This window comes from Aeromonas sp. PI_26 (genome assembly GCF_027854445.1).
GTDB lineage: Bacteria > Pseudomonadota > Gammaproteobacteria > Enterobacterales > Aeromonadaceae > Aeromonas > Aeromonas veronii.
Genome location: NZ_JAJNOE010000008.1, coordinates 26,298 through 39,151, shown reverse-complemented (window position 1 = coordinate 39,151; position 12,854 = coordinate 26,298). Strand labels below are relative to the sequence as shown.

Here is a 12,854-nt window from a genome sequence, read left to right as displayed (position 1 = left end):
CGATTATACCAGAGCACGGGGTCGGGATAGAAACCGGGCCGCCGCCGCGCGGGGCGCAAACCATGTCAAGGTGATGCAACATATGGGCAGTTTGCTGATTCACAAGGGAAAGCCGCTGCTTTATCGGGTATTCATGGGGACTGGGAGGGGCCTCCATACCGCGCATATAACACTGCCGCCCCGGTTGGGGGCGGCAGTGTTTACATCCATCAACCATGTCAGAGTCAGAAGTGATCGTGCTGATCCGCCTTCTTCTGGTCGTGTGGCCCTTCGCTGTGGGCGATGGCGGTGCGGATCAGATCAACCCCGGCGCGGATAATCAGCACCCCCATGTTGACCAGCTTGACGCAGACCCACATGAAGGTGATGAGCAGGATCAGCTTGAGCACGGTCTGGAAGGCTTCCAGGAAGTTCTGCTCCAGCTGGGCGGTCAGGCCGTTGGCGCTGGTCATCAGCCAGGTGTAGACCTCGCGCACGAACGGGATGCGGCTTGGCATCTCCAGTACATCCAGTGCGGCAGGGAGCGCCTGGAAGATGACGATGCTGCCGAACAGGATCAAAATGACACCGATGGCGATGCCGAGGAAAAAGCCGAACTGTCTCATGGAGGGCTCCAGCGTTTGCTGCATGAAATTGAAGATAGCCGCCAATAGTAGGGAGTGCCCTCGCTCATCGCAATCTTCCGTGCACCGCCAGCGCGGCGGAAACGGCGGCAATCCGGCCGCTACCGTTGCCCAACTATCTGATTTCTGGGAGGCTTGTCGCCATTGTGCATAGGGAAAGCAAATTGATGTCGAGAACCCTCTTTTTACTGTTGCTGGCGCTGTTTGCCACTCTGCCAGCCCTGAGTGCCGAACCGGCGGCTCCCTCGGCGGCGGCCTGCGCCATCCGCCATCAGGATCAACTGCTGCTGGTGCAGGATCGCATCTCCTCCCGCTACAGCCTGAGCGGCGGCTATATCGATGGCGACGAGCGCCCCGAGCAGGCGGCGCTGCGCGAACTCTATGAAGAGACCGGCTTGCAGGGGGAGGTGGTGCAGGAGCTGGGTCGCTGGCAGCGGGCGCTTATCTTCGCCTGCCGCACGCTGGAACCCATCGTCGCCCAGCAAGATTCCGATTTTGTCTCGCTGCTGAAAGCTCCCAATTTGGGGGGAGAAATCCTTAACGCCCGGCTGATCGCTATCGACCAGCTGCCCCGCGAGCAGCGCCGCTTCCCGGATCAGCTCGACTGGCTGCAAGCCAGGCTTGATCAGGTGCCCGAGAGCGAGGTGCACTGGCAGGCCGATTTCGTGGCACAGGGCAATGCGCTGCATCAGGTCGAGACCCCGCTGATGCTGCACCTGCAGCAGTGGCTGGGGCCCGATGTCTGGTGGCTGTCGGTCAGCAATCTGTTTGGTTCAGGCGGCTTTCAGCTTGCCCTGATACCTTTGCTGCTCCCGTTGCTGGGGTGGTCGCGGCTGCGCCAGTTGCTGTTCGCCATGCTCTGGCTCGGCTTGCTGGTGCAGGCGAGCAAGGAGGGGATCGGCTGGCCGCGCCCCTTCCATCTGCAACCGCTGCTGGCAACCCAGAGCGCGCAAGGCTTTGGCATGCCGAGCGGCCATACCGCTTCGGCCCTGCTGTTCTGGGGGGCGCTGCTTGGCTGGTTCTGGCCTGCCCGGCGCGGGCTGGCCTATTCGCTGGCCTTGCTGCTGGCGCTGACCACAGGTCTGGCGCGGGTCTGGCTCGGGGTGCACTTTATCTCCGACGTGGCGGTGGGGCTGCTGATAGGCGCCTTGCTGCTGGCCGCGCGTCCCTGCTGGCATGCCGACAGGCAGTCGGCGGCTTGGCTGCTGCTGACTGCATCTGCACTGGCGCTCGGGGGGCTGACCCAATCGGCCCATCTGACCGGGATCGGCATGGCGGCTCTCGGGCTCTGGGTTGGCGGTTTGCTTACCCTGAGCCGCGGCGGATATCCCCCCATTGTGACCGGCGCGGTCACGCTGGCGGGGGGGGCGGTGATAGGGGCGGGGCTCTGGGCGCTGCCGCTGCTGACCAGCAGTTCGCTGGCCATACTGCTTGGTCAGTTTGTGCTCTTTTTCGGGCTGGGGCTCTGGTTGAGCGCTGGCCTCTGGTGGATACTATCTCTCTTGAAACAAGACTCTCGACCCAGGGGCGGATGCCCTGACAGGGAAACCCTATGAACATGAAAAAAGTGGATTTGGCCAAGATAACCCTGGGGGTGCTGTTTCTCAGCATCCTGATTATCTCCTGTTTCTTGGTGTTGCAGCCCTTCCTGCCTGCGCTGGTGTGGGCCACCATGATCACCATCGCCACCTGGCCGCTGATGCTGATGGTGCAGCGCCTGTTGTGGGGCAAGCGCACCCTGGCGGCCCTCTTTATGACGCTGGTGCTGCTGCTGATGTTCGTCATCCCGCTCTTTATGACGCTGGCCAATGTGGCGGAGAAGGCCCCCATGCTGATCGAGCTGGGTACCCATATCAGCCAGTCACCGCCGCCCGAGCTGCTCTGGCTGCAACAGATCCCGCTGGTGGGCGACAAGCTCTATGACTTCTGGCAGCAAATTCTGGCGAGCGGTGGTCAGGTGCTGTTTGCCAAGCTGGCCCCCTACTTTGGTCAGACCGCCCGCTGGCTGGCCTCTCAGGCCGGTAATCTGGGGCTGCTGTTTGTCCACTTCCTGCTGACGGTCGGTATCTGCGGGGTGCTCTATCACTCGGGTGAAGTGGTGGCGACCGGCATTCGCCGCTTCGCCCACCGGCTGGCGGGCCAGCGTGGCGACAATGCCACCGTGCTCGCTTCACAGGCGATCCGTGCCGTGGCGATGGGGGTGGTGGTGACCGCGCTGGTGCAATCCTCGGTAGCCGGTGTCGGCCTGCTGATTGCCGGTATCCCCTACGCCATGGTGTTGGTGGTGGTGATGTTTCTGTTGATTGTCGCCCAGATCGGCCCCTTCCCGGTGCTGCTGGCCTGTATCGGCTACCTCTACTGGAGCGGCGACACCACCTGGGGCACCTTCCTGCTGGTGTGGTCACTGATTGCGGGCACCATGGACAACTTCCTGCGCCCCTTCCTGATCAAGCGGGGTGCCGACCTGCCGCTCATCCTCATTCTGGTGGGGGTAATCGGTGGCTTGCTGACCATGGGGATCATCGGTCTCTTTATCGGCCCCGTGGTGCTGGCGGTGGGCTACACCCTGCTGGATGCCTGGATCAAGGAAGATGACCAACCGGCGACCGCGGCGGTTGAAGCCCCTAAGGCCGAGTGACGATTCGGTAACAAGACGATTTAGCCATTAATCGCTGATGCAAAGAGCCGCCCATAAGGGCGGCTCTGTTATTTGTGGTGATTCTGATTATGGCGATGGCGTCAGATTGGCAGATCCGCGCCAACCTGCATATCCCACATATTACCGTCCCATGTAGGTTCGATTAGCGAAGCGTAATCGGACGATCGAGATGCCGCCGTCCCGGAGTTTCCGTGAATCAGCGGCATCTGTCCGAGGGGAAATACGGGTGGCTGTTATAGCGGGGAAATGGATTTACGCGAACGTCCGATTACGCCTGACGGCTAATCGAACCTACGGGCTATGCGAAATTTTTTCCCTTGAGTACCGATCTTACTAACTCACCGATAGGAGTGATGTACAGGCTTGCACCACCACTTGTTACGTACTTTTTATAACTTTTGTAATCATCATTATCTTCAACAACCACCGGCTCAAAATATACATCGACTAAGCCTGTGTTAATTAATGTATTTTCAGAGTCAAAGTGAATTAGCTGTGAAGATTTATTCACAAACTCAAGGAAATCGCCGATAAACATATTATCGATAATTCTACTGATTTTTAGGAATTGATTATATGTTATTTCTCCGACAAGAAACTCCGCGAAGAAAATTGCAATAATTTTACTCGTGTAGTGGTCTTCTGCTTTCTCTATTATATAGATAAGCTTCTCTCCAACCTTTACTTTGAAGTCATTCGAATTATCAATTGAATCGATCATGTGTCGACGTTGTTCTACCGGAATGTCAGACAACTCAGAAAGGAAAGCAACAAGCTTTCTGGTAAACAGAGCATCTCGTACGCTACCAATTGCATTGATGCCAGCAAGAATGCTAGAAAGAATCGGGATGTCTCTCAAAACACCATTATCTAAAATTGCATCTATGCCTACTTCACCAAGATTTACTGCCAAATCACTTAGATTGTCTTTTTTAAGAGAGTCTTCTAAAGACTGTGAAAGCTTCATTTTCTTCGTTCTCAATAATTACACATACGTTTGGTTGAGGGGCTAGCTTTAGCCCGTCCCAATGAGCGAGCGATTTGAACCAGTTGTTATGCCCCGGCACGCAATTTTGTATATAACGAAACTGCCTTATTGAGTAGTTTCATGTATGGAACTGAGCCAGAAATTACTTCCTTGGCTTCCTTGTACGAAGCAAGAGCCTCATGGAAATCTTTCTTCTGCTCTGCCATGGACAAGGAAAAAAACATTGCGCCAGTAGAAGTTGCGCGGAGTGTTTCGGGTGGTATTTTTTCGTTCTTTGATTGTAAATCGTCCATAATGACCTGCTGCATTTCACTATGCATAGTGATTTTTAACAACTGAGTTATTGAGTAAATCTCTTGATAAATTAGCTCTCCAAAGGCGATTACTTCTTCTGGTGTAGGTATATATCCTTGATGGATTACTTTATTTCTCAGTTCCGGGATTTTTTTGCTAAGCGTATAACTGCTGCCAAAGGTTATGAGGTGGAGGAAAAGGAAACCTCCAATTTGGCGTTCTGACTGTTTGGAAACTTGCTTGAATGTTTCTTCAAGGACCTGTTTAGTGACTGAGTTCTTTTTGCAAAAGACATTGATAGAGAACTCAAAGAATCTTTCATAGGCCGCCGAGAGACTTGATGCTGCCTCGATCGTATAGCCTTCAAGGAGTGCGTTCGCCGCTGACTCAAGTAGAATTTCGAATTTCTGGCTTTGTAGCAGGACTGCGGATTTATGCCCTCTGGAGCACTCTATATAAGCCACAGCTCCTTCATAGTAATCTGCAATTATCGGCTCAAATGACGGGTGCCCTAGTTCCTTTTGGCATTCTATGCACAGTGCGAATATTTTCATGTGGCACTTTCCCTAGAGGTATAGCAATGATTAGATAGACGGCGGCTCTAATCCGTTAATAGAGCCTTCCATATAACTCCGGATCGCCCTGAACTCCGCCACGAAAAATGCATTTTAAATAACAACATTACCGGCCTGCCTCTGATACTGAGCGTATTCGCCGCGCATCCTCTTTTGGCTCTACTTTTGGCCATAGGGCAAAAATACACTTCTGGGGCGGCAATGGGAAGCGCCATCCGGTCTCCTCTTCATAAACAAGTCAGTAGTGTGAGCGGGGCGATATATCAAAGAGAGCGAAGGAGTGCCGCATTTTTTGCCACTGGCTAGGCCAGTAATTTGCCGACGGTGAACCCGACCGGGAGGGGGGCGGGGTTGCCGCCCTCTGAGGCAGGTCACTGAATCGGGGGCGCTGGCGTGGTTAAATGGTCGGCTCACATCTTGCCGGATATTGCTGTGACCATGCCATCTGACCTTCAGCCGCTGCTCGCTTGGCCTGACTATCTGCAGGCATCCTGGCTGCGCTGCGCCCACCAGACCAGTGCCACCCTCTGGCATCCGCCCCACAGTGCCAAGGGGCAGACCTTGCAGAGCCTGCGTCAGCGCAAGCGCGACCTGCTCACCACCGGCGAGATGGCCCTCGAAGATCTCTACGAATTTATGGAGGGTCGCCCCTGCGCTCTGCTGCTCACCGACGAGAGCGGCTGCCTGCTGGCCCAGACCGGCCATCCCGACACCTTGCGCGAGCTGGCGGCGTTGGGGTTTGGCCCCGGCGCCTTTTTCAGCGAGGGGCGCATCGGCACCAATGCCATCAATCTGGCGGCGCTGGAGGGAGTGCCGCTCTGCGTCAGCGGCCCTCAGCACTTCAACAAGACCCTCCACCCGTGGCACAACTGCGCCAGCCCGGTCTACAACAGCAATGGCCGTCAGGTCGCCATCATTGCTTTGATCTGCAAGGTGGAGGAGGCGAGCGCCGGCGATCTGGCGCTCACCGTCAGCGCCGGGCGCGAGCTGGCCCATCTGCTGCAGATGGAGACCCTGATGCAGGAGTCCCAGCATCACCTGAGCGAACTTTACGCCCTGCTCGACGGCATGGATGACGGCGTGCTGGCCTGGGATCCGCAGGGTCGGCTGCGTTACCTCAATGCGCTGGCGGCCAATCGGCTGCGGCTCGATCCGGCGCTCTGTCTCGGCCAGCCGCTGGAGCAGCACCTGCTGTTGCCCCAGCGGTTGCAGTTAGCCATCAGGGGGCAGACGCCACTGAGCCATGTGGAGGTAACGCTGGAGCGGCTCGGCGCGCAGGAGGGGGAGTTTATCAATGCGCTGGTGAGCCTCAAGCCGCTGCCGGGGCCGGAGGGGGTCAGCTTTATCGCCCTGCTGCACCCGGTCGATCGGCTGCGGGCCATTCACCAGTTGCGCCAGACGGTGCCCGAGCTGTCGGCGCTGGTGGGCGAATCGAGCGCCATGCGCAAGCTGCTGCGCTACGCCCGGCAGGCGGCCCAGAGCCAGGGGCCGATCCTGCTGCGTGGCGAGGAGGAGGTGGGCAAGGCCCAGTTGGCGGAGGCGATCCACTTTGGCAGCGAGCGGGCCGCCGGGCCGCTTATTACCCTCAACTGCAAGGCGCTGCCGAGCGAGCGGATGGCGCTGGAGCTGATGGGTTCCGACGAGGCGGGGCAGGAGCGGGCGGGCAAGTTCGAGCTGGCCCACGGCGGCACGTTGGTACTGGAGCAGGTGGAGTGCCTCTCTGCCCCCATGCAGGCGGCGCTGCTGCAACTGCTCAAGACCGGTCGCATCCAGCGCTTCGATTCGGCCCGCATTCTGCCGCTCAAGGTGCGGATCATCGCCACCAGCAGCGCCCCGCTGGAGCAGCTGGTGCAGGAGGGGCTGTTTGGCCGTCAGCTGCTCTATGCCTTGCAGGCGTGCGAGCTGTGGCTGCCGGGGCTGCGGGAGCGCGCGGCGGATCTGCCGGGCCTGATCAGCCAGCAGCTAGGGGCGCAGGGGCGCGAGCCGGTACGCCAGTTCAGTCCGGCGGCCCTCGACTGCCTGCTGGCCTATCCTTGGCCCGGCAATCTGGGGGAGCTGCGCAGCGCCGTCGAGCATGCGCTGCTTCATTCCGGTCAGGCGCCGATCCCGCCGGAGGCGCTGCCCGCTGCCATTCGGCACGGCTATCAGCGGGTGGCGGATGAGGTGGTGGGGCAACCGCTGCTCACGCTGGCGGAGCTGGAACGACAAGCCATCCTGCGCTGCGCCCACGCCTGCAAGGGGCAGGTGAGCCAGATGGCCCAGCATCTGGGTATCAGCCGTACCACCCTCTGGCGGCGACTGAAACTGCTCGAGATCGATCCCGCCGACTATCACGGCTGATAGTTATTCAGGCTGTTGCGAACCGGCCCGCAGAAAATGAAAAGGCCCCGCAGATGCGGGGCCTTGTTATATGGCAGGGTCAGTCGTAGCGCGGTTACAGCCCCAGTTGGTGGGCGGTGACGATGGCCGCCAGCACATCCTCGGCGGTGACCTTGAACGGCATGTTGTGGATGGTTTCGCCCTCGGCGGTGGAGGCTTTGGCCACCTCCATCAGGCGCGCCATATCCAGCTCCTTGACCCCCATCATATGCAGGTTGGTCGGCAGGCCCACCGAGCGGCAGAAGGTCAGCACGGTTTCAATCTCCGCCATCGGCGCGTTCTCCAGCACCAGCTGCACCAGGGTACCGAACGCCACTTTCTCACCGTGATAGAGGTGGTGACACTCGGCCAGCTGGGTCAGGCCGTTGTGGATGGCGTGGGCGGCGGCCAGACCGCTGCTCTCGAAGCCGATACCGCTCAGATAGGTGTTGGCCTCGATGATGTTCTCCACCGCCTTGGTGCAGAGCCCCTGCTCTACCGCCAGCTTGGCTTTGTAGCCATCGGCCAGCAGGGTCTTGTAGCAGAGCTCGGCGATGGCCTGCGCCGCCAGCGTGGAGGCGCCACCGGCCATGGTCTGGCAACCGGAAACCTTGTTGGCGCGCGCCTCGAAGTAGGTGGAGAGCGCATCCCCCATGCCGGAGACCAGCAGCCGCACCGGGGCGCGGGAGACCACGCCGGTATCCATGATGACCATGTTGGGGTTGGTCGGGATCATCAGGTATTCGCTGAACTGCCCTTCCGGGGTGTAGATGACCGCCAGCGCGCTGGTGGGGGCATCGGTGGAGGCGATGGTGGGCACTATGACCACCGGCACCTTCTGGTAGAAGGCGACCGACTTGGCGGTATCCAGCGTTTTGCCGCCGCCGATGCCGATGATGACGTCAAACGGGGTCTGCTTGCAGCGGGCCAGCAGGCGGTCGATCTCGGGGCGGGAGCACTCGCCGTTGAAGCAGTCGAACTCCGGCTTGATACCGGCGCCGTGGAAGCTGGTGGCCACGGTATCGCCAACCAGCTTGGTGACGAAGGCGTCGGCCAGGATCAGCGGCTTGCTGCCGAGCGCCTTGACGTAGTTGCCGATATTGGCGAGGGCCCCGTTGCCTTGCACGTATTTGCTGGGGCTGATGATAATGCGGTCCATATTTTATCCCTCTCTCTTTATGAATTAAGAATCGGGGCGAAGGGGCGGCTGTGCCGGGGACTCCTTCGTCTTGAATGAAGCTGCACAGGCTCTGCGAGCGAGTGCAGCCCCTTGAAACAGTGGCGTCAGTCGCCGAAGCGCTCATCGGCCAGCTGCTGGAAGCAGGTCAGTGCGGCGGTGGCATCCTCGCCGCGCGCCAGCAGGGTGAGCTGGTCGCCCTGACGCACGTTGAGCATGGCGAGCCGGGTTAGGCTGCGGGGGTTGGCCTCTTTATCCCCCTTTTGCAACTTGAGTTCAGCGGCAAATGGCTTGAGGGCGGCCACCAGCCGAGCGGCGGGGCGCACATGCAGGCCGTGGGGGTTATCCACCACCACCTCGCAGCGCAGCCAGCCGTCGTCGGCAACGGTGGCTGTCTCGGTGGTTGCCTGCGCCACGCTGGCTGGCAGCATCGCTTGTTTCGGGCCAAGGGCACCGAGCGCCTCGGCGGCCACCTCGTCCAGCGTCAGGCCGGAACCGGCCGCCACCACGGCGGCCAGAGTACCTTCGACCAGCGGGGCCGGGCAGAGCCGCACCCGCGCACTCAGCTCCGGGGGCAGCAGTTCGAGGGCGGTTTCGGCACTCAGGAGGGCGCTGCCCAAGTCCATCAGCACCAGCACGCCGCTGCCGTCGTCCGCTTCTTCAATCGCACTCATCACGGCGATGGCATCGGTGCCGATGGGGTGGTCGGGGTCATCGACCCCGGCCGCCAGCAGCAATCTGGCCGGGCTACCGAGCTGGTCGGCCAGCGCTTTCAAGCCGGCCGCCAGCAGGGCGCTGTGAGAGACAACTACGATTCCGATCATGTCACAACCTCGCTCTGTCACGCAGGGCGGTCAGCAGCAGCAGGGTCGAGGTGGCCCCGGCATCCTGATGGCCGATGCTGCGCTCGCCAAGATAGCTGGCGCGCCCCTTGCGGGCCTGCATCTGGATGGTGGCCTCGGTACCGGCCGCGGCAGCTGCCACCGCCTTGTCCAGCGCCTCGTTGAGGGGCAGCCCCTGCTGCTGCGCCTGTTGCAGGGCGGCCAGTGCCGGCCACCAGGCATCGCACATGGTCTTGTCGCCCGGCTCGGCACGGCCGCGGGAGACGATCCCCTCGACCCCGTCACTCAGCATTTTGCACAGCTGGCTGAGGTTGAGACTCTGGCAAGCATCGCTGCTGGCCGCGGCCCGGATAAAGAAGGTGCCGTAGAGCGGGCCGCTGGCACCGCCAACCGAGGAGAGCAATGTCATGCCGGTGGTTTTCAACACCTGACCGATATCCTTGTCCGCCACTGCGGGCAGTTTCTCGGCCACTTTGGCGAAGCCGCGCTGCATATTGAGGCCGTGATCGCCGTCGCCGATATCGGTATCCAGCGCGGTGAGGTGGTCACGCTGCTCGGTGAAGATATGCTCGCAGTCGAGCAGCCAGTTGACGATGTGATGCTTGCTTAACATGGGTTCTCCTTAGCAGCCACGACGCAGGGCGGGGGTGTGAACGGGGGCATCCCACAGGGTCATCAGCTCGTCATCCACCTTGAGCAGGGTGATGGAGATACCGGTCATGTCGAGGGAGGTGCAGTAGGGGCCAATCAGGTTGCGCACCAGATGGATGCCCGCCTCTTCGCACAGGGTTGCGAGGCGACCATAGACGCCATAGAGCTCGGAGATGGGGGTACCGCCCAGGCTGTTGACCAGCGCGATGACTCGATCGCCCTTGTTGAGCGGTTCGATAAAGGTGTGCTCCTCCTGCCAACTGCCGCTGGTGCGATCCCAATGGCGCAGGGTACGGCCGTAGGGGGTGTTGTCAGTAAGCTCGCTGAACATGTCGTCCACCAGGGTATTGAGGTCGGTGAAGGGGCGACGTTCGATGCCCGGCTCGCCGTGGATACCGACGCCGAACTCCAGCTCGTTGTCGGCCAGGGTGAAGGAGGGCTTGCCTGCGGCAGGCACGGTACAGGCATGCATGGCTACGCCTATGGTGCGGCTCTGGTTGTTGATGCGACGTGCCAGCGCCTCGCAGCGCGCCAGATCGTAGCCTGCCTCGGCGGCGGCTCCGACCAGCTTCTCGCACAGCACGGTCGTGGCAACGCCACGGCGACCGGCGGTGTAGAGGCTGTCTTTGACCGCCACGTCGTCATCGATCAGGGCGAAGCCCACCTTGACCCCGTCACCGTGCAGCAGCTCGACTGCGGTCTCGAAGTTGAGCACGTCGCCGGTGTAGTTCTTCACCAGAAACAGCACGCCCGCGCCGCCATCAACGGCCTGACCGCACTCGTACATCTGATCCGGCGTCGGAGAGGTAAAGATCTCGCCGGGGCAGGCGCCATCCAGCATCCCTTTGCCCACCAGACCGCCGTGCATCGGCTCGTGGCCGCTGCCACCGCCGGAGACCAGAGCCACCTTGCCCATCACGGGGGAGTCGGCGCGGGTGATGTAGTGGGGTTCGATACGTACCTTGAGCTCGGGGTGGGCGGCTGCCATCCCCATCAGTTGTTCACGGACCACAGCATCGACGGCATTGATCAGTTTCTTCATGGCTCACTCCTTGGCTTGCCACCGCACGGGTGGGCAAATGGTTGATGGAGCCAGTCTAACGACAGAAAAAGGGATAAAAATGACGGCTGATTTGGTTCGGATTTGAAACAGCAGGAAGGGGATGGGTGTTTCAATCTGAAACGGTGCGGGGCAAACGGGCGGGAAACTGTTAGCTGACTCACAGCCATGAAAAAGGGCCCCGCAGGGCCCTTCGCTATAACCGGAATATGCGGACGGGTTAGATGGCCCAGCCACCGGCGTAGAAGACCACCAGCGCCACGGCGATGATGACGGTGCCGACGTTGAGCTTCTTCCACTCGGCAGCGAAGATGCGGCCAACGACCAGCGCCACGAAGCCCAGCATGATGCCGGTCACGATGTTGCAGGTGAGCACGATAAAGACGGCACACAGCATGCCGGAGAGCGCATCGACCGAGTCGCTGAAGTCCAGCTTGGTGACGTTGCCCAGCATCAGCAGACCGACGTACATCAGGGCCGGTGCGGTAGCGTAAGCCGGTACCAGATAGCTCAGCGGGGAGAGGAAGATCATCAGCAGGAACAGCACGCCGACCAGCGCGGCGGTCAGACCGGTCTTGCCACCGGCAGCGGTACCTGCGGCGGATTCGATGTAGACGGCAGCCGGAGCACCGCCAACGGCGCCTGCCACCATGCTGCTGACGGAGTCGGCAGTCAGGGCCTTGCCACCGCTGATGATGTGGCCACGCTCGTTGATAAGGCCGGCTTGACCTGCCACGGCACGGATGGTGCCGGTGGCGTCAAACACGGCGGTCATCACCAGCGCCAGTACGGTCGGAATGACCATCGGATTGAGGGCGCCCAGCAGATCCATGCTGCCGACCAGAGAGCCTTTCTCGCCAGTCAGGCTCGGCATGGCGAAGAAGCCCTGCCAGGTCACTTTCGGGTCGAAGATAAGGCCGAGGATGGAGATGGCGATGATCACCATCAGGATGCCGCCCGGCACCTTGCGACGCTCCAGACCGAAGATGGCGGCCAGACCCAGCACCGTCATGATGACCGGGAAAGCGGTGACTTCACCCAGCTGAACCGGCAGACCGGCCCCTTCGTTCTTGATCACCATGCCAACGCCATTGGTGGCGATCAGCAGCAGAAACAGACCGATACCGATGCCGGTGCCGTGGGCGATGCCGGAGGGGAGGTTATCCAGGATCCACTGGCGCACGCCGGTGACGCTGATCAAGGTAAACAGCACACCCATCAGGAAGATGGCGCCCAGGGCGACCGGAATGCTCAGCCCCTGACCCAGTACCAGACTGAAGGCGGTAAAGGCGGTGAGGGAAATCGCGCAACCGATAGCCATCGGCAGCTTGGCCCACAGGCCCATCAGCAGGGAGCCGAAGGCGGCGATCAAACAGGTGGCCACAAACACCGGGCCCTGCTCAAAGCCGGCTGCGCCCAGCATGTTCGGCACCACTATGATGCTATAGACCATCGCCAGGAAGGTGGTCAGCCCTGCGACCAGCTCCTGACGCACGCTGCTGCCGCGCGCAGAAATGGAAAAATAAGAGTCCAGAAAGCCGCCAGTCCCTGTTTGGGCGGCCATATCTTGCTTTGCCATAACTAATCCTGAAAGTGTGAAGGAAATCGTTTGCGTTGGTGGCGCGCA

11 protein-coding genes are annotated in these 12,854 nt (G+C 60.5%); 3 read left to right on the top strand and 8 right to left on the bottom strand.

The window, feature by feature from the left end; all coding sequences use genetic code 11:
* Positions 1-224: 224 nt before the first annotated feature.
* Positions 225-605 carry a hypothetical protein gene (locus LRL22_RS10595; protein WP_202004441.1) on the bottom strand — a complete coding sequence of 127 codons (381 nt, stop codon included), beginning with the start codon at positions 603-605 and terminating at the stop codon, positions 225-227.
* A gap of 185 nt (positions 606-790) precedes the next feature.
* On the opposite strand from LRL22_RS10595, the gene LRL22_RS10590 reads away from it, so the two are divergent.
* Both LRL22_RS10590 and ydiK read left to right on the top strand, forming a co-directional pair.
* Complete coding sequence (locus tag LRL22_RS10590; protein WP_202004444.1) at positions 791-2,179, top strand: bifunctional NUDIX hydrolase/phosphatase PAP2 family protein; 1,389 nt, start codon at positions 791-793, stop codon at positions 2,177-2,179.
* Positions 2,176-3,261, top strand: a complete 1,086-nt coding sequence (gene ydiK / locus LRL22_RS10585) for an AI-2E family transporter YdiK (RefSeq protein ID WP_270905362.1) — start codon at positions 2,176-2,178, stop codon at positions 3,259-3,261. Before LRL22_RS10590 ends, ydiK begins: the two co-directional genes overlap by 4 nt.
* A gap of 319 nt (positions 3,262-3,580) precedes the next feature.
* Here the strand turns inward: ydiK and LRL22_RS10580 are convergent, their stop codons facing one another.
* Together LRL22_RS10580 and LRL22_RS10575 are read right to left on the bottom strand one after the other, a co-directional pair.
* Positions 3,581-4,249 (bottom strand): hypothetical protein, encoded by a 669-nt coding sequence (locus tag LRL22_RS10580; protein ID WP_202004450.1) that lies wholly within the window; start codon positions 4,247-4,249, stop codon positions 3,581-3,583.
* Positions 4,250-4,335: 86 nt separating this feature from the next.
* Complete coding sequence (locus LRL22_RS10575; protein ID WP_202004453.1) at positions 4,336-5,118, bottom strand: hypothetical protein; 783 nt, start codon at positions 5,116-5,118, stop codon at positions 4,336-4,338.
* Positions 5,119-5,577: 459 nt separating this feature from the next.
* Between LRL22_RS10575 and dhaR the strand changes: the two genes are divergently transcribed.
* On the top strand, positions 5,578-7,479 hold the full coding sequence (gene dhaR / locus LRL22_RS10570; protein ID WP_270905361.1) for a dihydroxyacetone kinase operon transcriptional regulator DhaR: 1,902 nt from the start codon (positions 5,578-5,580) through the stop codon (positions 7,477-7,479).
* Between the two features lie 94 nt (positions 7,480-7,573).
* Here the strand turns inward: dhaR and LRL22_RS10565 are convergent, their stop codons facing one another.
* From LRL22_RS10565 to LRL22_RS10545, 5 genes are all read right to left on the bottom strand, one after another.
* Entirely contained in the window at positions 7,574-8,656 is a 1,083-nt protein-coding gene (locus tag LRL22_RS10565; protein ID WP_040067696.1) for a glycerol dehydrogenase, read from the bottom strand.
* A 125-nt stretch (positions 8,657-8,781) separates the two neighbouring features.
* Complete coding sequence (gene dhaM / locus LRL22_RS10560; RefSeq protein ID WP_270905360.1) at positions 8,782-9,498, bottom strand: dihydroxyacetone kinase phosphoryl donor subunit DhaM; 717 nt, start codon at positions 9,496-9,498, stop codon at positions 8,782-8,784.
* 1 nt (position 9,499) lies between these two features.
* Entirely contained in the window at positions 9,500-10,129 is a 630-nt protein-coding gene (gene dhaL, locus LRL22_RS10555) for a dihydroxyacetone kinase subunit DhaL (RefSeq protein ID WP_270905359.1), read from the bottom strand.
* 9 nt (positions 10,130-10,138) lie between these two features.
* The gene (dhaK, locus tag LRL22_RS10550) at positions 10,139-11,209 is read right to left on the bottom strand and encodes a dihydroxyacetone kinase subunit DhaK (RefSeq protein WP_043851621.1); all 1,071 of its coding nucleotides are present in this window, start codon (positions 11,207-11,209) and stop codon (positions 10,139-10,141) included.
* A 238-nt stretch (positions 11,210-11,447) separates the two neighbouring features.
* Positions 11,448-12,806, bottom strand: coding sequence for an NCS2 family permease (locus LRL22_RS10545; protein ID WP_270905358.1), 1,359 nt, complete (start codon positions 12,804-12,806; stop codon positions 11,448-11,450).
* Between the last annotated feature and the right edge of the window lie 48 nt (positions 12,807-12,854).

Bases quoted from the DNA above. Each gene is read 5' to 3' on its own strand.
- LRL22_RS10595 (WP_202004441.1), bottom strand. From the start codon at position 605: ATGAGACAGTTCGGCTTTTTCCTCGGCATCGCCATCGGTGTCATTTTG.
- LRL22_RS10590 (WP_202004444.1), top strand. From the start codon at position 791: ATGTCGAGAACCCTCTTTTTACTGTTGCTGGCGCTGTTTGCCACTCTG.
- ydiK (WP_270905362.1), top strand. From the start codon at position 2,176: ATGAACATGAAAAAAGTGGATTTGGCCAAGATAACCCTGGGGGTGCTG.
- LRL22_RS10580 (WP_202004450.1), bottom strand. From the start codon at position 4,249: ATGAAGCTTTCACAGTCTTTAGAAGACTCTCTTAAAAAAGACAATCTA.
- LRL22_RS10575 (WP_202004453.1), bottom strand. From the start codon at position 5,118: ATGAAAATATTCGCACTGTGCATAGAATGCCAAAAGGAACTAGGGCAC.
- dhaR (WP_270905361.1), top strand. From the start codon at position 5,578: ATGCCATCTGACCTTCAGCCGCTGCTCGCTTGGCCTGACTATCTGCAG.
- LRL22_RS10565 (WP_040067696.1), bottom strand. From the start codon at position 8,656: ATGGACCGCATTATCATCAGCCCCAGCAAATACGTGCAAGGCAACGGG.
- dhaM (WP_270905360.1), bottom strand. From the start codon at position 9,498: ATGATCGGAATCGTAGTTGTCTCTCACAGCGCCCTGCTGGCGGCCGGC.
- dhaL (WP_270905359.1), bottom strand. From the start codon at position 10,129: ATGTTAAGCAAGCATCACATCGTCAACTGGCTGCTCGACTGCGAGCAT.
- dhaK (WP_043851621.1), bottom strand. From the start codon at position 11,209: ATGAAGAAACTGATCAATGCCGTCGATGCTGTGGTCCGTGAACAACTG.
- LRL22_RS10545 (WP_270905358.1), bottom strand. From the start codon at position 12,806: ATGGCAAAGCAAGATATGGCCGCCCAAACAGGGACTGGCGGCTTTCTG.